Raw genomic sequence first — 21,890 nt, forward strand, 5'->3', positions numbered from 1 at the left:
CTAACTAATTTCCCCCAGAAAAAGATACCTTCCAAAATGCCTTTCCACCGCATTCTTAAGAAGCGCGTATTTCCCTCTCAGGCCGGGGTCCTCAAGGAGGATCGATTCAGCTTCCCGATGGGCCTTTTCAAGGATTGGCCAATCCTCAAGCGGATTAGCCAGTTTAAACTCAGGAACTCCATGCTGTCGAACTCCGTAAAATTCTCCTGGACCGCGAAGACGCAAATCTTCTTCGGCAATTCGAAAACCATCGTTGGTCGAAGTCATGACCTCCATCCTCCGACGGACGTCTTCACCGTTGAGGGAAGCAAGAAGAATGCACAGGCTTTCCTGCGAGCCTCTTCCTATACGACCTCGTAACTGGTGGAGTTGCGCAAGGCCAAAACGCTCTGCATTTTCAATCACCATGACGCTGGCATTGGGAACATCGATACCAACTTCAATAACCGAAGTGGCAACCAACACCTGGATTTCACCTTTTTCAAAGCGACGCATGATTTCTTCCTTTTCTCGAGAAGGAAGGCGACCATGAATCATTTCCACTTGAAACCCCGCCATCCACTTCAATCGTAAAAGTTCCAGGACTTCTTCGACATTGCTTATTTCTTCCTCACTCTCCTCAATGGCCGGACATACCACGTATCCCTGTCTTCCTTCTTCAACTTTTTTGCGCAACCTCTGATAGGCCTTAAAGCGTTCACCCAGAGAAAAACAGACCGTTTCCACTGGTTTTCTCCCGGCCGGCTTTTCGTCGACCACCGAAACATCGAGATCCCCATAAAGGGTTAAGGCCAGAGTGCGAGGAATAGGGGTTGCAGTCATAACCAGGGTATGGGGAATGGTGGCTTTTTCTTTCAATCTCGCTCGCTGAATGACTCCAAAACGATGCTGTTCGTCGACGATTACCAAACCCAGATTCCCAAAGGTAACCTTCTCTTCAAGGAGCGCATGGGTACCGATGACCAGATCGACTGCTCCCGCACGGATTTCCTCAAGAAGTGCGTTCTTCCCTTTACTTGTTCCTCCCTTTAACAATTTCACCCGCACCCCCAGAGAAGCCAAGAGGTCTCTGGAACGGAAATAGTGCTGCTCCGCCAGAATTTCGGTGGGAACCATAAAAGCCACCTGTTTGCCAAAGCCAATGACATGCAAAGCACTGAGCAGGGCTACAATCGTTTTTCCCGAACCAACATCACCCTGAATGAGGCGATTCATAACCCTACCGCTGGTAAGGTCACGCACAATTTCTCCATAAACCCTCTTCTGCGCTCCAGTGAGCTGAAAAGGCAGTACCTGGAGGAACTTTTCTACCAGTGAGACTTTTGCTGGACACGGTTCAACTTGAATCCGGCTCATAAGAAGACGTCTCATTTTGAGGCTCAACGCAAAGAGCAAAAATTCTTCAAAAATGAGGGCAACATGTGCCCGACTGCGACGACTATTCAGCCCTTCTTCCCAAACACTGGGACAGTGAAGTTCACGAATGGCTTCTCTTTTTGAAGGAAAACCGTATTTTTTTTGAATCGTAACCGGTAATACGTCCTCCACCAAGGGCAAAAAGCTGTCCAGAGCAAAAAGGAGCACAGATCGGAGTCGTTTTGGATTCAACCCTTCGGTGAGACTGTAAACTGGAATGATGCGGTCAAATGGCACCGAATGTCCATCTCGAATCTGAAAATCAAAGTTGGCCGTCTCCCATCCCTGCGAAGAGCGTTGGAAATTGCCCCATAGAAGCACTGGTATCCCCTTACGCAAAACCTGAGCAAGGTAATCCCGATTAAAACACACCAGAGTCACCACTCCGGTGTCGTCCCGTACCACAATCTTCAAAAGCATTCCCCTCCGGGTATGCTGTCGCTTATGGTCAACCACCACTCCCTGAATAGTCTCTATGGACTTCCCGGTCAATTTTGCAATGGGCTTCATTTCACCTCGGTCCCGGTAAGCTCGAGGGAAAAAACAAAGGAGGTCCTCTACAGTCCGAATCCCGAGACGGTGGAACTTTTTCTCTAAAGCTGGACCGACTCCTTTGAGGTAGCGCACCGGCTGATGGAGGTCAAGCAACGAATTCTTGGTAGCCAGTTTGGTCGGAGATGGCACCATAACTTTCCCATTCAGAAAATCCTCGATCTTGGCCAGAAGTTCTCTTTTTTTGCCTATCCCCAGCGCAGGATATGCTTCAAGAAGCGGAACAAACTGTAAGGCTTCTTCGCTCCCCTGCTGCGTAAACCAGTTTTTCAGGAAAGAGGAAAAACCGCCGATGACGGAGGTATCATCACATTTCTGCTTTTCCCGATTGAGAATTTTCAAAACGAGATTATTCTGGTCCACTTCCATAGTTCTACCAGCCCTCCCTATTTTAGCCATAACCAGAAGGACAGACAAGAAAATGTGTTGCAACAGATTAAAAATAAAAAGCTTGCAGTTCACCCGAAAAACTGGTATATTTTCATCGCTATCGCAAAATACGCAAGAAGGTGAGAAAAATGGCCAAATGCGAAATCTGTGGAAAAACGGCGGTCTTTGGACACCAAATTAGTCACTCCCACAAAGTCAGCCGGCGAATTTGGCGTCCCAATATTCAAAAAGTAAGAACCCTTATTAACGGAAGGGTAGAGAGGGTTTCGGTGTGTACGTCCTGTCTCAAGGCAGGAAAAGTGAAAAAGGCATAGAGCGTCCCGCCAAAACCAGCGGGACGCTCCTTTTAAAAAGCCTGGATCATTTCTGAAAGCCGCCGCACTCGTTCTCGAATCTCTGCCTTACGAGCAAAAATGAGAGACCCTGCAACGATGATAGAAGCCCCTCGAGAAGCTAAAAAGGTGATGTTTTGTTCGTTAACGCCTCCATCAATTTCAACGTCGGTGGAGAGCCCTTTCTCTCGAATCTTCCTTCTCAGAACCACAATCTTTTCCTCCATCCCAGCGAGGAACTTCTGTCCTCCAAATCCTGGGTTCACCGTAAGTAGGAGCACAAAAGCCAGTCTTTCCAGAACATGGTCAATCGTACTGAGGGGTGTTCCTGGACAAAGCGCTACACCAGGTTTCAATGCCTGTTTTTCGACTTCGTGAATGACAGCGTCAAAATCCTCCACCGCTTCCACATGGAAACTGAGCATGTCGGCTCCAGCCTGAGCAAAATCTCTGATGTACGAACGAGGATTGGAAATCATGAGGTGCACATCGAGGATGGCTTCAGGAAGAATTTTGCGCACAGCTTCAACCATCAAGGGTCCAAAGGTCAGATTAGGAACGAAATGCCCATCCATCACATCGATGTGAATCACCTCTGCTCCTCCCTCTTTTGCCAAAAGGAGCTCTTCGCGGAGACGAGAAAAATCACAGGATAGAATCGAAGGTGCCAGTTTTGCCATCCCTTTCCTCCTTCGTATTTACTCCAAAGCCTTTTCCCAATAATAGTAGCCGTTGAGGAAAATAACCACCTTTCCCTTGCCTTTCGTGGGAGCAGAAAACTCGACCAGCTCCCCTCCCTGATGGGTTTTCTCGTAGAGTACCCTTTCCCCCAGTTCATCACTGACCACAACCTTCACCTCAATAGGAACTCGAGAATCAGGCAACACAAAGCGCAAACTCAACTCCTTCGCCCCAGACATCACCTGAGAACCAGCTGATTCTGAGGGACCCTTGCTAACCCATACATTGATACTTTGCCCTACCTCCACTTCCTCTCCAGACGAAGGATTCTGGTCAACAACAATCCCTGCCCGCCGTTCTCCGGCTGGTATTTCTTCCACGGTACCAACACGAAGCCCTTCCTGAGCCAAAAGAACTTTGGCCTCTTCAAGCTTCAGACCGACCAGGTCAGGAACTTTTACCACAGCGTTATCCCGTGCAGCTTCACTTCCTTTGCTAACGAGAAGATTCACCTTTTCTCCCTGGAAAATCTTGCTTTGGGGAGGTGGATTCTGAGAAATCACATATCCACGAGGAACACGGTCATGGGTTGCCTCAACCACCCTTCCTAATTGTAATCCATGCTCACGCAGTATCATTTCGACTTCCTCTAGATTCTTTTCTCGTAGATCCGGAACAATTGCCATACCACCTGAAGAACCCCCACCATGCCCAACTATCGTACCCCCACCATTCACCACCACCCAAATTCGGCTCCCTCTTTTCACCGTGCTTCCTGGCTGAGGATCCTGACTTAACACCAAATTCAACGGTGTTTGGGGATCGTACTCCAGTTTTTTTACTTCCACCTGTAAACCCAGCCGAGCCGCGTTATTAATAACTTCGATCAGGTCCTGACTTCGAAAGTCTGGGAGCACCACCGTACCCCCTTCCAGGTACCACTGGAAAAGCACCAAACTCAAATATGCACTCAAGGCCAACCCCAGGACAAAAAGGAAAATATACGCCACACCCCGGGCAAACAAAGACAAAGTATCCTCTTTTCTCCGGTCTCTCACTTTTTCTTCCATATCGCTACGAAAAATCCGTCATTCCTCATCCGGTGAGGGAGGATAAAGATACCTCCATCGCTCACCAGACTGAAATGGGAAAAAGCTGTTCCTTCGCCATCCATCACTCGTTCCGAAATTCTTTCAAATTCGCCTCTCATTTGTTCCTCAAACTTCCTCACCACACCCTCGGTCTCTTCCATGCTCAGAGCACAAACACAATATAGTATTATACCTCCTCTTTTTACTAAACGAGAAGCCGACAACAACAAATTCAGTTGCTTTTCAGCCAATGCCCTGACCGTATTTTGGTCCGTTCTTTCTAAAACCTCAGGATGTCGGCGTAACGTTCCCAAACCGGAACAGGGAGCATCGAGAAAAACCCGGTCAGCACTCTCCAAAAACTCCTCAGGTGGTTTGAATCCATCCACGACCGCTGGAACAATACTCTTTATTCCCATACGGGAGATGAAATGTCGTAATACCTCAATTTTTTTGGAGTCCCAGTCCCAGGCAAAAATTTCACCCCGATCCCCCATCAGTTGGGCAAAAGCCGTCGATTTCCCTCCTACCCCACAACAAAGATCCACAATTCTCTCCCCAGCAGAGGGATTACAGAGCATCGTCACCACCTGCGAACCCACATCCTGGAGATAGAAAAGTCCTTCTTGCCACTCCGGAATGGTAAACAAGACTGACGATTCCCCCTCTACTCGAAGGGTGAAAGGGAGACCGGGAATCTCTTCCACCAGCATGCCATAGTGCTCAAGCCGCTTTCGAAGTGCATCTTTTCCGATACGGAGGGTATTCACCCGAACATGGGTTTCAGGGGGGAGCATCAAAGAACGTTTGATTTCCGCTTGGTCTTCTGGAAAAAGCGCTTTCCATTCCTCCTCTATCCAGTCTGGCAGTATCATGCCCCACTCCAGCGCTTTTTCCCGATAGTTGGGAATCTCTTCTCCAACTTTCCTCAGAACGGCGTTCACCAGAGGAACAAATTCCCTATTTGGCAAACTTTTGGTTACTTCCACCCATTCATGAACCGTGGCGAAAACCGGAATTCCCGAATGAAAAATCATCTGAAACAGAGCCAACCGAAGAAGATTCTGAATCGCCAGAGGCAGCCGTTCCCATTTCGGTAAATGGCCACGAAGGATCCCTTCAAGGTGTGCCTTGGTTTTCACCGTTCCCCGCACCACACTTACCAGAAGACTCCGCTCTCGAGGGGAATACAAACGTCTGGCAAAAAACCCATTGTATCCCTCTTCCAAGAAACAAATCTTCCTCTGATAAAACCGGTTGAGAATCGAGACCGCGTCGAGGCGATATCGTTCGCTCAATCACGACTCTCCCGGAGTAAAAAGAGTCGGAGTAACTGCAAAGCGGCCACGGCTGCGGCCGCCACATAGGTCAATGCTGCAGCGCTGAGCATTTTCTGTGCCAGCGGTTTTTCTTCGAAACCCAAAAGACCTGTTCTCTCCAAAAGAACCATCGCTCTTCGGCTTGCATCGTACTCTACCGGGAGTGTAGCCAGCTGAAACAGTACGGCGAAACTGAAAAAGAGAATCCCCAGGTCCATAAGCGGGCGAATGACAAAGATCAACCCGATAAAAAAGAGTGGTAACGCGAGCTGGGAGCCAAAACCAGCCACTGGAACCAGAGCAGAACGAAAGGCAAAAAGCGCATACCCTTCCTTCTTTTGCATCACATGTCCGATTTCATGTGCCACAATCCCGTAGTCAGCAATCGATGTACCCCGCGCCACCGAAGAAGACAGACGAAGCACACCTTTACTGGGGTCATAGTGGTCGGTGAGCGAACCGGGAATTTCTTCCACCTTAAGGTGTAGACCTAAAGTATTCAACAACTCCTGAGCCACCTGCCATCCGGAAAGACCAGCCTGGGCGCGCTTCCGAGAAAGGAACGCATAGGTGTTCGTCACCCTACCCTGAGCATAAAAGGCGAGCACCAGAGCTGGAATCAGCAACAAAAACGTATAATCAAAGGGAAGGAAAAACACCCCGTCTCACCTCCTCATTGAAACTGATCTCCAACTTTCAGTCGATATCCACAATAAAAATCCCAGAAAGACATGGGTTTTCGGCCCTCCACCTGGACGGTACGGATGCCGACCGTACCCCTTCCTGCCTGAACTACAATCCCCTTTTTCTTCTCAATGTCCAATATCGTGCCAGGCGACAAAGAGTTCCCTTCCTGACCGGCAAGGAACCCCTCCAGAATTTTAACTCGCCTTTCTTGAAAGAAGGTATAAGCCCCCGGAGAGAGGGAAAATGCCCGTATCTGGTTCACGATGATCCGCGCTTCTTTTTCCCACGAAATCTTGGCCATCTCTTTCGTTATCATCGGGGCATACGAAACCTCGCCTTCCTGTGAAAAGGGAGTAATAGCCCCTTTCGCCCAAAGAGGAAGAACTTCGCAAACCATCTTCCCCCCCAAAATACCCAGTTTATGGAGTAAAGAGGAATACGTGTCACCTTCTTCAATCTGGACTCTTCTTTGAGCCAGTAAAGGCCCAGTATCAATCCCCTCATCCATAAGCATCAAGCTCACCCCGCTCTCCTTATCTCCATTGAGTAAAGTCCATCGAATAGGGTCAGCACCTCGATAACGGGGTAAAAGTGATGCATGCACATTCACACAGCCAAGATGGGGAAGAGAAAGAATTGCCCGTTTTAAAATCTGCCCGTAGGCTGCCACCACCACAATATCCGGAAGAAGAACTCGAAAAGCCTCAAGCGAGTTCGGATCGTTGACTCGAGGGGGTTCCATAACCGGGATTCCTCGTTCTTGCGCCTTGACACAGACCGGTGAAGGCACAATTTTTTGCCCTCTTCCAGCCCGGCAGGCTGGTTTCGTAACAACTGTCTGGATGGTAAAGTCATTACTTTTGAGCATCTCCTCAAGAACCAAAACTGCAAAGGGCGAGGTACCCATAAAAACAACCTTCATATATCATTCACCATTACCCCGGGCAATTTTTTTGAGCTTATTCCCCAAAAGTAATCTCCGTGAAGGACTCAAGTGGTCCACGAAAAGAACCCCGTCCAGATGGTCGATTTCATGCTGCAGAACACGAGCCAAAAATCCCTCGGCTTCAAAAACCATTTCTTTACCTTGCTCATCGAGACCTCGAACCGTTATTTTTCGGCTCCGTTCTACCTTGGCATAAATCTCAGGGACACTCAAGCACCCTTCTTCACCCACCTCCCTCTCTTCGCTTTGCCATAGAAGTTCTGGATTAACCAGCACTAGGTCTTCTTTGGTATCGGGATGAATGAAGGTAATAAGGCGAAGCGGAACTCTAACCTGATTCCCGGCCAGCCCCACTCCAGAAAAGGCATGCATTGTTTCCTTCATATCCTGAAGAATGGCACGAATCGCTCCATCCACATGATCCACTCGTTGCGCCTTCTGCCTCAGGATTTCACTCCCGTATCGTTCAATTGTTCGGATCATTTTCCAAAAGCCTCCCCCTACCTGTACACCTCAAAGCGCCATTGGATTCTTTCCCTTTCCACAGAAACCATCCAGCACGAAAAAAGCTCAAACACCTCTTTCAAACGTTCCTCTTCAAAATTGAAATCCAACTCCTCGGTCCACTTTCCCCTTCTCCGCAAACCGGCCCCTGGAAAAGGTCCAGTCACGCCTACTCCATTCTCTTCCATTATACTTCGTAACGAATTCAAAACCAAAATACATCGATTCTTATTCCTGCTTTCACCCATGACCCGAACCAGGCAAAAAAATGGAGGATAACACAGTGCTTTTCTCTTTTGCAGACTCTCCCCGTAAAAAGTCCTCCAAGGTTTTAAAAAACGCGCGACTCTGGCAATAGCTTCTGAAGAACCCTGAATGAGCACCTGAGGAGTACTCTGTGCATCGGTTCCCATCAACCACAAAGCCCGATGCAGCTCACCGTAAAATTCATCTCGAGCATTGAAATCAGAGAGATAGAGCCAGTCCTCAAAGGAAAGAACGACAAGTAAAGCGCTTCCCCTCAACAGGTCTTCTTTCAGCATCCCCGAAGTTCCAACCACAATACCGGGAAACTCCAGTATCTCCTTGGGAGATTCCTTCCAAGGACTCTCAGAGTCAACTCGCAACAAACGATTTTTGGGAAAATACTTCTGCAATTCCTCATATATCTTTTCTATACCTTCTCCCCATCCTTCCCAGAACGTTCCCCTACACCTGGGACAGACATCGTCCGGCTTCACTTTTTTCCCACAGAGAGGGCAAAACAAAATCTTGAAATCCAGATGATACCTCAGGGCCACTTCGCAATCCGAACAGAGATAATAAAATCCGCAATCCCGACAGCCCAAAGCCGCAGCATACCCTGTTTTCTGCACCCAAACCAGGACTTTTTCCCCCCGTGCCAAAGCCCGAGCAATGCTTTCCCGAACCGAAGGAGCAATCGCGGGTTGTTGCCTCTTTTTTTCCAGCGCTATCGTCTTGACCTTTTTCGTCCTCACCAAACGGGAATGCCCAAAATCGCCTTCCTGAAACTCACCCCTACACAACCGGTGATAAATCCACAGAGAGGGGACCACTCCCACAACATGCAATGTTCCCCCTCTCTGCTGCACGTTCTCATAAAGAATCTGGAGCGCATGATAGTGAGGAGTCTTTTCTGAATAATGCCCTTGGGCTTCTGGATCAAAAAGGACATAAAGGTATACATCGGGAATGGGCAAAAAAAGCGCCAATCTTGTTCCCAGAATAATTTCATACTGACTCTCCTCAACCAGCCGGTACACCACCATCCTGCGGGTGGCACTCAAACGACTATCGTATTTCACAATCTGTTTTTCTGGAAATTCGCTACGCAGGAACACCTCAAAGGTATCCAGACTCTGAAAATCGGGAAAAATGAGGAGTGCTTTCTTGCGCTCACCTGATGCATTCGCAATTAAGCCCTTGAACCATTCCATTCGCTCTTCTCTCAGAGCAATACGCCAGAAGCGGAAAACCCTCTCTCCAAAAATCACCTCCCGGGGCTGCCAGTCCTCTTCTTCGGTCCGGAAAATACCATCCCGGAACAATTTCCGTAAGCTGGATGCACTCAACCCGAACGTTTCACGAAATAGAAAGAGGTTCATGCCCCCGGGAGGGAAACCATTCCATCCCGGCAGGTCCCGGACAAGAAAAGCCCGCCTTTCAAGAAGTGGCCATAGAGAACGCAACAAAGGAGGAAAAAATAGACTGGCCACCTCCCCAAAAGGAGCAAAGTACATCTGAGCAAGCTTTTCAACGAGGGCGATCCGTTTCTCCATCCAAGGTGACACGGGAACAACCCGGATAATCGGTTTGAGTTCATGTGTATCTTTCTCTTCGAAGGCATGCACCAAACCAATCAAACGGCGTTTGTGGAACTCAACTTCCACAAGACTTCCGACTTTCACTCTATCAATCCAGGAAGGGGGAACCAGATAGGAAAACTCCCGAAACAGGGGAAGCGGTAAAGCGAGGGATACAACCTTCATACTTGCGATTCACAAAAGAGAAACAAGACGGGTGACAATCGCTTCGGCAAGTTCTCTTTTATCCAGAAGAGGCAACTCGATTTCCTGACCATTCCGCTCTACAATCCAGGCCTTGTTGGTGGGTACTTCAAAACCACTCTTCCCCTTTTCAACCAGATTCGCCACCATCATATCCAGATTCTTTTTCCCGAGTTTCCTTTTTGCCTCTGAAAGAAGATTTTCGGTTTCTGCGCAGAATCCAACCACAATTTGGTTTTTCTTCTTTTGAGCGAGGCCTTCAAGAAGGTCCGGAGCAGGCAGAAGCGAAAGAGTAAGATTCGTCTTGTGCTCTTTTTTTATCTTGGCTGCACTCCAGGAAGAAGGACAGAAATCCGATACCGCTGCACTCATGAAAAGGATATCACAAAGAGGGAAATTCCGTTCCAGCGCCTCTTTCATCTCTAAAACAGTTTCCACCCTTTCCACCGCCACCGAAGAAGGCACACGGACCGAAGAAACACCTAGAATCATTCTGACCTCTGCCCCCCAGGCTTTTGCCACTGCCGCCAGAGCACACCCCATGAAACCACTGCTGGGATTGGAAATGAACCGCACCGGATCAATCCACTCTCGAGTTGCGCCACCCGTAACCAGAACCTTCTTTCCTTCGAGTTTTCGGGGCACATGGAGATAATAAAAAATTTCTTCCACCAGCTCCTCAAGCTCGGGCAATCTCCCTTCTCCTTCTTCTCCGCAGGCTAAAAGTCCAGAAACCGGGAAGATAACCCGGATTCCTCGTCTACGGAGCGTATCCAGGTTTTCCTGGACCAGAGGGTTTTTCCACATACTCACATTCATCGCTGGAGCAACGATGACTTTCTGAGGCTCAACTAAGGTAAGGGTGCTGAGAAGGTCATCAGCAATTCCTGCGGCAATTTTACCAATGATATTGGCGGTGGCAGGAACGATGAGGATGACATCGCTCTCCCGAGCCAAGGCGATATGGACGATACTTCCTCCCCGAGCAAAGAGGTCACTATAGACATGATTCCCGGTAATGGCTTCAAAGGTGCTTTCTCCAACAAGCTGCCGAGCATGTTCAGTCATACACACCGTTACCTGAGCTTGAGCTTTCGTTAAATAACTGGCCAAACCAACCGCCTTAAACGCCGCAATACTCCCCGTTACGCCCAGAGCGATTTTTTTCCCTTTAAAGAAGTACGGAGGATGGTACACAATCATTCTTCGACAAAATCAAAGGAGAATCTATCGGCCATCAGTTCCGCCAGCGCAATAAACAGTGGCTTATGAGGTTCCTTAAGTTCAATAAGAGGTATCGCTCCTTCATTAAGCTGTCTTGCTCTTTTGGCAATCACAAGAGCTGCGACGTAAGAATTACCAACCTTGCGCACCAAATCATCAATAGAGAACATATGCTTTCCCCCTTTTTTCCCTCTATTCTCTGATCCGACATCGCTCTGCAATAATAATGGCCCGAAATTGATCCACCGCTTTTTCCAAAACATCGTTAATAATTAAGTAATTGTAGTCCCGAATGGACCGCATTTCAAGATGGGCGTTGGTCATGCGCAGCAAGATATCATCTTCTACATCGGAGCGTCTTCCCCGCAATCGCTCTTCCAGAATACGCAAAGACGGAGGAGCAATGAAAACAAAAATTCCCCGTGGAAAAACTGCTTTAACCTGCTTCGCCCCCTGGACATCGATCTCCAAGATGACATCAAAACCTTCCTGCCACCAGGATTCCAGAGGACCGCGAGGAGTGCCGTAATAGTTCCCGTGTACCTTCGCCCACTCAATAAACTCCCCTTGATCCCTCATTTTCTCAAAGGTAGGAAGATCCACGAAATGGTAGTCAGCACCTTCCACCTCGTTGACTCGCGGTGAGCGTGTCGTACAGGAAATCGAGTATCGTAACCCCGGACACAGCTTCATGACCTCCCTTCTGATGGTGCTTTTTCCTACTCCCGAAGGTCCAGAAAGGACAAAAAGAAGCCCCGACATTTTACTCTACGTTGTGCGCCTGTTCCCACATTTTTTCCAACGTGGTCTTCATGTCCAACACCAAGGACGAGAGCAATACGCCACTCGACTTGGAACCGATGGTATTGATTTCCCGATGCATTTCCTGGAGGATAAATTCCAGTTCCCTCCCTACGAGGTCTTTTGCAAGAAGCACTTTCCGTGCCCGGCTTATATGCGCTTTCAGCCTTACCACCTCTTCATTGATATCACTCCGATCCACGTAAAAAACGACTTCCTGTGCCAACACCACCTCATCGATTTTGGACTGGGGCATCGCTTCCTGAAGTCGCTGAGAAAGTTTCTCCCGATAGTATTCCCTAATCATTCCAGCTTCTTTTTCTATCTCCTGGATCAACCGCTCCAGCTCTTCAAGCTGAGTCAAAAGATCTTCCCGGAGTTTTTCCCCTTCCACCTCCCGATAGGTAAGAAAACCAGTCATCGCCGCTTCAAAAATGGGCAAGAAAGAATCCCACTCCCTACCCCACACACTCTCCCCCTTTTTCAGATGAATAAACTCACCAATCTGAAATAACAACTCCAAACGAGGCTCAAATGGCAAAGAAAGTTCTGCGCTCAGTCTTTTCAAAGCCTCAAGATACGCTTGAGCCAGTACTGTATTCACTTCAATGGCAAAGGCCTCTTCCCTAGGCTCAAAATCGACCCTGAGTTCCAGTTTCCCTCGAGAAGCAACTTTTCTCAGTGCAGCGTTAATCCGCTCCTCCCATCCCAGAAGTTCCCGAGGCAAACGCAGGTTGATTTCCAGAAAGCGGTGATTGACACTTTTCAGGTACACTTGATAGAAACCAAGTTCTCCCATCCCTTCGGCATATCCAAACCCGGTCATGCTCTTCATTGGTTTTCTCCCTTTACAAGTGGTGCGTTTGCCACTATATTATTGAATATCACATTTTCTGTCAATCGAAGAACAATGAAGGTGCTCGAAGGGATTCCACTTCGATTTCTCAAGCAGGAACTCGAACCCCAGATCAGGGAAAGCCGAATTCAGAAAGTTTTCCTGTATCCATCAAGGCACGAGACAAGATTTGAACTGTATACACCCCAGGGGCGGCGATTTCTGGTTTTATCCTGTCATCCTGACATAAGCCTCCTTTTTCTCAGCACTTTGAAAGATACCCAATATTCCGGAGCACAAAACACACAGTGGGTCCAACTCCTCAACAAATACCTGGTTGGGGGGGAAATTCTCTCCGTCGAGCAGGAGGGATGGGATCGTATCCTTCGCCTTAAGGTCAAAAATACCTCCCTGTGGGAGGAAACTAACGAGTTTCTCCTGTTTATCGAGCTTACCGGGAGGAACGCCAACTGCATTCTGACCCAAAACGATACCTCCCTGACCATCCTGGGAACATACCGGAAAATAACTCCCGAAAAGAGTCGTTTTCGAGTGATTCTTCCTGGTCACCCATATATGCTCCCCCCTCAGAAAGATAAAGAGGACCCCTTTGCCCTCATGGAAGGAAAGAGAGAACTCGATCTTCCCCCAGATACCGAAAAGGTGGAACAATGGATTATCGACCACGTTAACGGCGTCGGGCCATTTCTGGGAAACGCAATTGCCATGGGAATCTCCTTCTGGAAAGTCAATCTTGCCACCGCACTCTCGCAACTCATCGCACCGCTTTGCCAAACCCCACCACCTCTTTTTACGTTTTCGCCTTCTCCATACGAACCACCCCAGGGAGTCTTCTGGCAAAATCCGCTCTACTCTTTCGAAGCGTACTGCCATCATCATTCATCCTGGAATGAAGCCCTAAAGCACTTTTACCAAAAATGGTGGGAATATAAAGAAAGAGAAATTCAAGAAAAAGCCAAGCAAAAAAGAATCCAAAAAGAGCTGGATTTTCTCGATAACGAAATTCAGGAAGTGAAAAATCTCCTCCAAGAAGAGGAAACCATAGAGGAAACCCGGAGCAAAGGTGAACTGCTGAAGATTTTACCTGCCTTAGAAGTACTGGAAGAAACAGAAACCATGATACGGGTCAAAAATCCTTTTACCGGGAACGAAACCACCATAGCACTCAATCCCCTGCTCACCAAAAACCAGAATATGCAACACTACTTCCGTCTCTACCGTAAAATGCTGAATCGCAACCAAAAGTTACAGGAAAAACTGGTTGAACTCGAACACAAGAGGAGAAAAATCCTTCAGAACAATGAAGTTTGGGAAGAAGTTTGGTCCAGCATATCCGGTTCCTCCTCTTCTCCGTTCCGGAAACTGAAAACCGCCCAGGGAAGCGAAATCTGGATCGGGAAAAGTCAGAAGAGCAATCAGAAATTACTCCGGAGCGCTTCTCGAGACGACTACTGGCTCCACGTCCGGGACCTTCCTGGCGCCCATGTCATTCTCAAGCTTTCCCCCAAAGGAAATAAAAATAAAGAGGAGGAAATACAGCAAGCAGCCCAGTTAGCTGGTTACTTTTCTGCAGGGAAAAACGATTCCAAGGTAGAAGTCATCGTCACCCAGGTGAAGTATCTTCACTCCATTCCGGGAGTCATGGGAAAAGTGTCCTTTCGCAACGAAAAAACCATCCTTGTCCAGCCGACCTGGCCAAAAAACATCATCGTTCAAGAAGACTAACCATGAAGGGATGAAGCAAAATACTGCCGCACAAATTCCCGCATATCTGAGGGTAAAGAAGCTGCAAAAATCATTCGTTTCTTTAAAGTCGGATGAGAAAAAACCAGGGTAAACGCATGCAAGGCCTGACGGGAAAAATAGGCACTTCCTTTTGTACTTCCATAGAGTAAATCCCCTGCGATTGGATACCCTGCAAAGCTTAAATGCGCTCGAATCTGGTGTGTCCTTCCCGTCCTGGGTTTCACCAGAAGAAGAGAAAAATCCTCACGAACCCCAAGCACCCGAATCTCGGTATAACAGGGTTTCCCTCTCCAATTTTTCACCTCCATGCGCAGAGGATTTTTGCGACTCCTGCCAAGAGGTACATCGATGATTCGACCCTCTTTCCATTTCCCCTCCACAACCACCAGGTAGGACTTCTCCACGCGACGAGCTTTGAATTCCTGCACAAGATGCAAATACGCCTGATCCGATTTTGCAACCACCATAACACCGGAAGTGTCTTTATCCAGGCGATGCACCACTCCGGGACGAAGGGGCAAGCCATAGCGAGAAAGCGAAAAACCATGATAAAGAAGGGCATTCACCAGGGTATTGGTTTCAAAGGGCGATACTGGATGAACCGAAACCCCACTCCGTTTGGAAAGAACCACAATCTCAGCGTCTTCATATAGCACGTCGAGCGGCAAAAATCGTGGGGTAGGAGAAAGAAAGTTCTCTTCTGGCCAGCAAATTTCCAAAAGGTCGCCTGGTTGCAGTTTTTTACTCGGTTTCTTTTCCACAACCCGGTTCACCTTCACCCGTCCTTCTTTGATGAGCCGAGCAAGAAGGGAGCGAGAAATGTCCGGGAAATTCCCTTTCAACCACACATCCATGCGAGGAGAAAAATCGTAGACATAGAGTTTTCGAGTTTTCACCATTTCCCGTGCAGGAGAAGTCGATATCCGAAAAGGAACACACCCCCTAAAATCAGCACATCTCCCAAATTAAAGGTAGCCCAGAACGATGGTTCGATAAAATCAACCACGTACCCCCACCGCAAGCGGTCCAGAAGGTTTCCCCAGGCACCAGCCAGAAAAAGAGAGCCTCCCAAAAGGAAAAGGAGTGACACCTCGTTCCTCTTTCCCATCCATAAAAGAAAAGCAATGGTTAACCCCACAGTAATAACCAGTATTCCAAATCGACTGAGGAGCATCAAACCAAAAGCACTCCCCACATTCTCACGCAGACGCAACTCCAAAATGCCCTTCCACAGAGTTAGGGAACGTCCCCGAAGGGTTTGTAGAGCCCAATATTTGGTTACTTGGTCTGCCAAAAAACCCAAACCAAAAACACCCAGAAAGTACATCCACTTCTGTTTAATCAAGACCGCTTTATCCTGCCTTCATCTTTAAAGTCTTTGAGAGAAAAACGAGCAATTTCTCCTCCGGTCTCTTCTTCCTCATTTTTTGTTCCTTCTTTTCTGTTTTCTTCAACAATGTCCCATCCCTTCCCTTTCCATTCAATACTTTCCATGAACGTCTGCAGGAGAGATCGGAAGCGAATCTGGAAAAGACGGTACTTTTCCAGAAGCTCGTTATACCCCATTTCAATTGTTTTCTTCTTTTCCAGTGCATCGTCAACAATTTTGCGGGCTTTCATCTCTGCCTCTTCCACAATCATCGCTGCTTCCTTTTTGGCTAACCCTTTTTCAATTTCCAGTTGTTTCCTCCATTCCTCCATCTGAGCATCAATTCTTTTCAAATATTCCTCTTTCTCAGTTAATTTCTTCTTGAGTTCCCGATTTTCCTGGATAACCTTTTCTCTCTCCGTTAAAAGTGCTTCCCAGTGAGCAGCCAATTCTTCTAAAAACTCCCGAACCTCAGCTTCATTGTATCCTCGAAAAGAACGGCTAAAATCAACCTCTACGATGTCCTCCGGTTTCCAATCCATGTTCTTGTCACCCCATCTCGGCAAACAACGCCACAAGGCGTTCATACGCCTCTTCAAATCCCTCCATAACGATTCCTTTAAAACCTCTTTTTTCCAAGGCTTTAATTCCCGCAATCGTGGTTCCACCCGGGGAAGCAACCAGATTCTTGAAATGTGCTGGATGTAATTTCTTGGTCTTCAATAGGGTAGCTGTACCCAAGACCGTTTGCAACGCAATTTTGAGGCTTGTTTCCCAGGGCAAACCCATGGCTACCCCTTCATCCATCATCCCTTCGATGAACATTGCGATCATTCCCGGACCGCTTCCACTCAATGCAGTAAAATACCCCAGGTTTTCCTCCTGGGTTTCAAAAATCCACCCCAGAGAAGAGAGGAGAAACAACAGTTCTTCTCTTTCTTCCTGAGGCACCGATTCTGAAAAACAGATGGGTACCACACCCTCACCAACCTCCACACAGAGATTGGGCATCAGACGAACGAGTTTGGTCTCTTTCCCCAGGAGTTCCTGCCATCTTCCGAGGGAAAACCCGGCAACGACCGAAATAAAAGTGGTATGCTGAAAGAGTTTCAATACTTTACAGGCTTCCTCAACGTTTCCCGGTTTCACCGCCACAAAAACAAAGCGCGGAGAAAGCCCATCAAACGCCTCAATATTTTGCAGACCAAGAACATTGGCCAATTCTTGAGAGCGCTCCGGTAAAACGTCATAGAGAAAAAAGTGAAACTTCTTATGCCAGTTGTCGCGCCAAAGCCCTTTCACCAGAGCACTACCCATGTTGCCACATCCTAAAAAGAGAATCGAATCTGTCACCAATTTCACCTCTCTCCAAAGAGTGCCCTTCCCAGCCTCAACATCGTGGATCCCTCCAGAATGGCCCAGTGAAAATCATCACTCATTCCCATTGAGAGCTCCCGAACTTCTTCTTTAAAAATGCCTCTCCGGTTCACCTCGTCTCGAAGTTCTCGCAGTCGACCAAAAACCCTTCTGACTTCGCTCTCACCAGCTTGAGGACCAATCGTCATCAAACCAACCACTCGAATGCGAAGCCACAGAGCAATACGCTCCAAAAAGGGGAAAACATCTCTTTCGGAGATTCCACCCTGAGTTTCCTTACCAGTAAGGTTCACCTGAACAAAAATAGGATAATCCCTCAAGCGTAAATTTTCAAGTTCTCTTTCTATTCTGGTAATAACTTCCAGTCGATCCACCGAGTGAATGACATGGAAATACTGCACAACCTTCTTCACCTTATTGGCCTGCAAACGCCCTACAAAATGCCACTCAACTCCCTCATGCGAAATTTGAAGCACTTTGGGCAGTGCCTCTTGAAGGCGATTTTCGCCCAGAAAGCGAACCCCACTGGCAACGGCTTCCTCAATTTTCTCCACCCCCACACCTTTGGTGACCGCCACCATTTGAATTTCTTCCGCCTTTCGACCTGCTTTCTGAGCAAAGAAGTCAATTTTTTCTCGAACCCGTTCCAGATTTTCTCTCACCCCATTGCTTTTCCCCCTTCAGTTCTCCACCATAGTCCAGGGTCTTATGTCATTCTCCCAAGGATGGCGAGGCCATTCTTCAGGGTCTCGTTTTAAATCCCGAAGTACCTTCCGCCATACAGTGAGGCTTCCTCCCCCGGCTAAAACTTCAGGTATTTTCTCAGCCAGCAATCGATCTCCCCGGGAAAGCAATAATTCCAAAAAAGCAAAACGGGGGCTCTCTCCAAAAATTTCGATTTTCAACTTTCGCACATACCCTTCAAATACCTCTTTCTCTCTTTTCCAAACCTGAAACGGTGGCGGTACAAAATCCTGTAAAAGAGTGTGGGGTTTTGGCACCAGAAAACTGTACGAAACCGTTACCTTCGAGGGAGAAATCATTTCCGTAATTTCCCTCAAAAACTCGACATCTTCCTCAATTCCACCACCTGGTTTACCCAACATAAAATACAGCTTCACCTTATCAAAGCCCACTCGAATAGCTTGGTTAACGAGTGCCTTCCACTCCTCGTTCTTTAAACCCTTACCCAAAAAGGTCCTTAACGCACAGTTTCCACTTTCCGGAGCAATGGTAAGCGTCCGCAATCCACCCTTTCGCAACAGAGCAAAGAGCGACTCATCCTGCAGGAGTCTACGGCCTGAAAGTGAGGAACAGGTTAGCTCCTTTTCGTGTCTTGCCAGATAGTCCAAAAGCTCCTTCAAGTGAGGATGACTGAGCACATCTGAACCAACTAAACCGACCTTGGTTGTCCAGGAAAAGACGTAATCGAGCATACGGAGAACAAGTGGAAAAGAACGCTGGCGCAAAGGAGCATAAATAAAACTCCCCGCACAGAACCGACACCGGTAAGCGCACCCCCGATTAACCTCGATGAGCGCCGTTTGTTTAAAGTATGAAGAAGGGGTATAGAGAAAAGTCCTGGTTTCAAAACGATCAAGATGCACGGTTTGTCGAGAGACTGGAAACTGAAATCCCTCCTGTACCTCAAACTTGATCAAATCGCCATTCCTATAAACTGGAACAATCCCCTCCGGCACATAAACTCCGGGCAGAGAAGCAAGCATCCTTTTAAGCTCAGCTCGAGAGTACCTTGCCTCTTTTCCTTTTTCCCAAAGGGCCAGAATCTGAGCAAATACCTCTTCTACCTCTCCGATAAACGCCAAATCAACAAAAGGGGCAACAATTTCAGGATTCAAGGTTACCAGAGGCCCACCCGCAATCACCCAAGGGTCACGCTCATCTCGTTGTTGCGTAAAAATCGGAATCATCCCTTTTTGGAGAAGCGAAACCAGATTCAAAACATCAAACTCAAAGGACAAACTGAAAGCCAGAAGATCAAATGCACCAAGCGGGGCACGAGTTTCCATCGAAAAAGGACCAAAAGAGGAGAAAACCCTTTCCCCTCGCCAAGAAGGAGTTTCAAAAACCAGACGCAACAAAGATTGGTACCCCAAATTTGACATTCCCCAGGCATATTCCCCAGGGAAACAGAGTGCAATCCTGAATCTCCCTACCTTGCTCAGAACGGGAAGCCCTTTTTCCTCACTCAGGAGAGAACGCACCAAACGTTCCATTCAGAAAAAAAACATTCATTTCCGCAGAAAGGTCGGGAAATCCAGATCGCCAGGGGAAAAAGAGTCAGAAAATTGCTCTGTTTTGAGTCCATCATCCACAGGTTTTTCCTCATTAAACCCGGTAGCGATGACCGTTACTTCAATCTCCTCTTTCATTTTTTCATCAATCACAGCTCCAAAGATGATGTTGGCCTCCTGAGAAGCGGTTTGACTGATGATCTCTGCAACCCGGTTCACTTCCCAGAGTCCGAGATTCGGTCCTCCAGTGATATTAAAAAGAATCCCCTTCGCTCCTTCAAAAGGAGTCTCAAGGAGCGGACTACGAACAGCCATTTGCGCAGCTTCCTTCGCTCTTCCCTCTCCACTCGCTCTCCCAATACCCATAAGGGAAGTACCAGCATTTTCCATAATCGCTTTGACATCGGCAAAGTCCAGGTTAATGATCCCTGGAACGTTAATCAAATCGGAAATACTTCGTATACCTTGTAAAAGAACATCGTCAACCATCTGAAAGGCTTCAACCACAGAAGTGGAAGCATCAATAATCTTGAGCAAGCGGTCATTGGGAATGACGATTAACGCATCAACACTTTTTTGTAGGAGCACAATACCCTCTTCAGCCTGACGCATTCTTTTTTTACCCTCAAAAGAGAAGGGTTTGGTCACGACTCCAATGGTCAGTACTCCTAATTCTTTTGCCACCGAAGCCACCACGGGTGCACCACCGGTACCCGTACCGCCACCCATACCAGCAGTAATAAACGTCATATCCACACCTTCGAGCAGCTTAAAAAGTTTATCCTTGTCTTCCTCTGCAGCCCTTCGACCAATCTCAGGGTTCGCTCCCGCACCCAAACCTCGAGTTAATTTCGTTCCAATCTGAAGTTTCACCTCAGCTAGAGACTTCTTCAACACCTGGGTATCGGTGTTGATTGCTACAAAAGTCACCCCTTTCAGTCCCGCTTTAATCATTCGATTGACGGCGTTTCCCCCTCCACCACCAACCCCAATCACTTTGATATTGACCACACCATTATTGACACCTTTACTCTGAAACGACATTTTCCATACCTCCAGTGTTCAACCCATCATGAAAAAATCCTTTAACCAACTGATAACCCTGGACCCTTTTTCCTCTAAGTTAAGGAAAAGAGTTACCATATCGTTCCGCTCCGATTTTTCATTAAAAGCAAACTGCAAAAGACCACAAGCAGTAGAAAAAATAGGGTTCGCTATACTCTGTACCATACCCACATAGTTCTTGCTATCCGGGTAACCAATTCTCGCTGGAAGTTTGAGGAAGGAAGAAGCAAAATCGGCAATGTTTTCTAAAAGTGCCGAGCCACCCGTGATCACCATACCTCCTCGCAGAAAGGAGAAAAACCCCGAAGACTTCATTTCTTTTCCTAAAAGGAAAAAGATTTCCCGAACTCTGGCCTCGATAATTTTGCAAACATACTTCCTTTCAATGGTCTTGAGCGAAGAAGAACCCAGATCCCGCACTTCGATCAACTCGTCATCCTGAATATGACCACTAAACGCACTTCCGTAACTGAGCTTTACCCTCTCAGCTTCGTCACGATACGTTCGCATACCGATACTTAAATCAGACGTTAAGTGTTCCCCACCTACAGGAATAACTCTGGAATACCGAACACTCCCTCCGTAGAAGAGGGTGAGATCGGTGGTGCCACCACCAATGTCGACCAAGGCCGTACCTATTTCCTTTTCCATGGGAGTGAGCACCGCCAGCGATGAAGCAAGGGGTTGAAAAATCGTTTGAGTAATTTCCAAACCTGCCTGACGAAAAACTTTAACAAAACTTTGAAATTGGTTCTCTTGAGCAAGTACCAGATGCACCGAAACTTTAAGTTTTGACGCCACCATACCTACTGGGTCCACGACGTTCGTTCCATCATCCAAGAGGTACTCTTGAGGGAAAATATGAATCACCTTCCGGGCAGTTAAATCAATCTTGGAACGCGAACCCTCCACCGCCCTGGCCACGTCTTTGCTGGTAATTTCTCTTCCACTCTTCCCAAGAAAAATTTCGTGTTCCAGGTTTACCGAGGTGATATAATCTCCAGAAATACCCACATAGATATTTTCAGGAACCACCTTGGCGATGTCTACTGCCAGAGCAAAGGACTCACGTACTGCTTCAGAAACCCGGCTGATATCGACAATTTTTCCCTTTTTGATGCCCCGGGAACTGCTTAAACCCAACCCCAGAATTTCGATCGTCGAACCCTTCTTGCGGCCTATCAAAGTACATACCTTACTTGTTCCGACATCAATTGCTCCAACCAGCAACGACCCCGTACCTCTCATAAAC

At 47.6% G+C, this 21,890-nt stretch carries 22 protein-coding genes; 2 read left to right on the forward strand and 20 right to left on the reverse strand.

Translation table 11 applies throughout. From position 1 onward, the window contains the following. A complete protein-coding gene (gene recG, locus ABDK92_04235) occupies window positions 1-2,337 on the reverse strand; it encodes an ATP-dependent DNA helicase RecG (protein ID MEN3185830.1) in 2,337 nt (778 codons plus the stop codon). 149 nt (window positions 2,338-2,486) lie between these two features. On the opposite strand from recG, the gene rpmB reads away from it, so the two are divergent. Further along, window positions 2,487-2,672, forward strand: a complete 186-nt coding sequence (gene rpmB, locus ABDK92_04240; protein MEN3185831.1) for a 50S ribosomal protein L28 — start codon at window positions 2,487-2,489, stop codon at window positions 2,670-2,672. A gap of 32 nt (window positions 2,673-2,704) precedes the next feature. On the opposite strand, the gene rpe is transcribed toward rpmB, so the two are convergent. The 11 genes from rpe to ABDK92_04295 are packed head-to-tail and all read right to left on the reverse strand — an operon-like array spanning window position 2,705 to window position 12,805. Then, window positions 2,705-3,370, reverse strand: a complete 666-nt coding sequence (rpe, locus tag ABDK92_04245; GenBank protein MEN3185832.1) for a ribulose-phosphate 3-epimerase — start codon at window positions 3,368-3,370, stop codon at window positions 2,705-2,707. Between the two features lie 18 nt (window positions 3,371-3,388). Then, window positions 3,389-4,429, reverse strand: coding sequence for a PASTA domain-containing protein (locus ABDK92_04250; protein MEN3185833.1), 1,041 nt, complete (start codon window positions 4,427-4,429; stop codon window positions 3,389-3,391). Then, window positions 4,426-5,760, reverse strand: coding sequence for a transcription antitermination factor NusB (locus ABDK92_04255; protein ID MEN3185834.1), 1,335 nt, complete (start codon window positions 5,758-5,760; stop codon window positions 4,426-4,428). Before ABDK92_04255 ends, ABDK92_04250 begins: the two co-directional genes overlap by 4 nt. Further along, the gene (locus ABDK92_04260; GenBank protein MEN3185835.1) at window positions 5,757-6,440 is read right to left on the reverse strand and encodes a zinc metallopeptidase; all 684 of its coding nucleotides are present in this window, start codon (window positions 6,438-6,440) and stop codon (window positions 5,757-5,759) included. The genes ABDK92_04255 and ABDK92_04260 overlap by 4 nt, the downstream gene beginning before the upstream one ends. Before the next feature lie 14 nt (window positions 6,441-6,454). Next, window positions 6,455-7,390, reverse strand: coding sequence for a methionyl-tRNA formyltransferase (fmt, locus tag ABDK92_04265; GenBank protein MEN3185836.1), 936 nt, complete (start codon window positions 7,388-7,390; stop codon window positions 6,455-6,457). A gap of 3 nt (window positions 7,391-7,393) precedes the next feature. Further along, the gene (gene def / locus ABDK92_04270; protein ID MEN3185837.1) at window positions 7,394-7,897 is read right to left on the reverse strand and encodes a peptide deformylase; all 504 of its coding nucleotides are present in this window, start codon (window positions 7,895-7,897) and stop codon (window positions 7,394-7,396) included. 17 nt (window positions 7,898-7,914) lie between these two features. Beyond that, window positions 7,915-9,927, reverse strand: a complete 2,013-nt coding sequence (locus ABDK92_04275; GenBank protein ID MEN3185838.1) for a hypothetical protein — start codon at window positions 9,925-9,927, stop codon at window positions 7,915-7,917. A gap of 9 nt (window positions 9,928-9,936) precedes the next feature. Beyond that, window positions 9,937-11,148 (reverse strand): bifunctional phosphopantothenoylcysteine decarboxylase/phosphopantothenate--cysteine ligase CoaBC, encoded by a 1,212-nt coding sequence (coaBC, locus tag ABDK92_04280; protein ID MEN3185839.1) that lies wholly within the window; start codon window positions 11,146-11,148, stop codon window positions 9,937-9,939. Further along, window positions 11,145-11,339 carry a DNA-directed RNA polymerase subunit omega gene (gene rpoZ, locus ABDK92_04285; GenBank protein ID MEN3185840.1) on the reverse strand — a complete coding sequence of 65 codons (195 nt, stop codon included), beginning with the start codon at window positions 11,337-11,339 and terminating at the stop codon, window positions 11,145-11,147. Before rpoZ ends, coaBC begins: the two co-directional genes overlap by 4 nt. A gap of 22 nt (window positions 11,340-11,361) precedes the next feature. Further along, the gene (gmk, locus tag ABDK92_04290) at window positions 11,362-11,931 is read right to left on the reverse strand and encodes a guanylate kinase (GenBank protein ID MEN3185841.1); all 570 of its coding nucleotides are present in this window, start codon (window positions 11,929-11,931) and stop codon (window positions 11,362-11,364) included. Between the two features lies 1 nt (window position 11,932). Continuing rightward, window positions 11,933-12,805 carry a YicC/YloC family endoribonuclease gene (locus ABDK92_04295; GenBank protein MEN3185842.1) on the reverse strand — a complete coding sequence of 291 codons (873 nt, stop codon included), beginning with the start codon at window positions 12,803-12,805 and terminating at the stop codon, window positions 11,933-11,935. A gap of 75 nt (window positions 12,806-12,880) precedes the next feature. Here ABDK92_04295 and ABDK92_04300 point away from each other — a divergent pair, with 75 nt between their 5' ends. Further along, a complete protein-coding gene (locus tag ABDK92_04300) occupies window positions 12,881-14,551 on the forward strand; it encodes an NFACT family protein (GenBank protein MEN3185843.1) in 1,671 nt (556 codons plus the stop codon). Here ABDK92_04300 and ABDK92_04305 read toward each other — a convergent pair. From ABDK92_04305 to ftsA, 8 genes are read right to left on the reverse strand one after another with little or no spacing between them, the layout of a single operon-like run. Further along, window positions 14,548-15,471 (reverse strand): RluA family pseudouridine synthase, encoded by a 924-nt coding sequence (locus ABDK92_04305; GenBank protein ID MEN3185844.1) that lies wholly within the window; start codon window positions 15,469-15,471, stop codon window positions 14,548-14,550. The two genes, ABDK92_04300 and ABDK92_04305, sit on opposite strands and share 4 nt — an antisense overlap. Then, a complete protein-coding gene (locus ABDK92_04310) occupies window positions 15,465-15,917 on the reverse strand; it encodes a signal peptidase II (protein ID MEN3185845.1) in 453 nt (150 codons plus the stop codon). The genes ABDK92_04305 and ABDK92_04310 overlap by 7 nt, the downstream gene beginning before the upstream one ends. Next, a complete protein-coding gene (locus tag ABDK92_04315; protein ID MEN3185846.1) occupies window positions 15,914-16,483 on the reverse strand; it encodes a DivIVA domain-containing protein in 570 nt (189 codons plus the stop codon). The genes ABDK92_04310 and ABDK92_04315 overlap by 4 nt, the downstream gene beginning before the upstream one ends. Window positions 16,484-16,490: 7 nt before the next feature. Further along, on the reverse strand, window positions 16,491-17,294 hold the full coding sequence (gene proC, locus ABDK92_04320) for a pyrroline-5-carboxylate reductase (protein ID MEN3185847.1): 804 nt from the start codon (window positions 17,292-17,294) through the stop codon (window positions 16,491-16,493). A gap of 5 nt (window positions 17,295-17,299) precedes the next feature. Beyond that, window positions 17,300-17,980: a YggS family pyridoxal phosphate-dependent enzyme gene (locus ABDK92_04325; protein MEN3185848.1), complete on the reverse strand. Its 681-nt coding sequence runs from the start codon at window positions 17,978-17,980 to the stop codon at window positions 17,300-17,302. A gap of 18 nt (window positions 17,981-17,998) precedes the next feature. Further along, window positions 17,999-19,555 carry a radical SAM protein gene (locus tag ABDK92_04330; protein ID MEN3185849.1) on the reverse strand — a complete coding sequence of 519 codons (1,557 nt, stop codon included), beginning with the start codon at window positions 19,553-19,555 and terminating at the stop codon, window positions 17,999-18,001. A 15-nt stretch (window positions 19,556-19,570) separates the two neighbouring features. Beyond that, window positions 19,571-20,617 carry a cell division protein FtsZ gene (gene ftsZ, locus ABDK92_04335; protein ID MEN3185850.1) on the reverse strand — a complete coding sequence of 349 codons (1,047 nt, stop codon included), beginning with the start codon at window positions 20,615-20,617 and terminating at the stop codon, window positions 19,571-19,573. Window positions 20,618-20,635: 18 nt separating this feature from the next. Continuing rightward, window positions 20,636-21,886, reverse strand: coding sequence for a cell division protein FtsA (gene ftsA / locus ABDK92_04340; protein ID MEN3185851.1), 1,251 nt, complete (start codon window positions 21,884-21,886; stop codon window positions 20,636-20,638). Window positions 21,887-21,890: the final 4 nt, after the last annotated feature.

The organism is Atribacterota bacterium (assembly GCA_039638595.1).
In the GTDB taxonomy this organism is placed as follows: Bacteria; Atribacterota; Atribacteria; order Atribacterales; family Caldatribacteriaceae; genus Profundicultor; species Profundicultor thermophilus.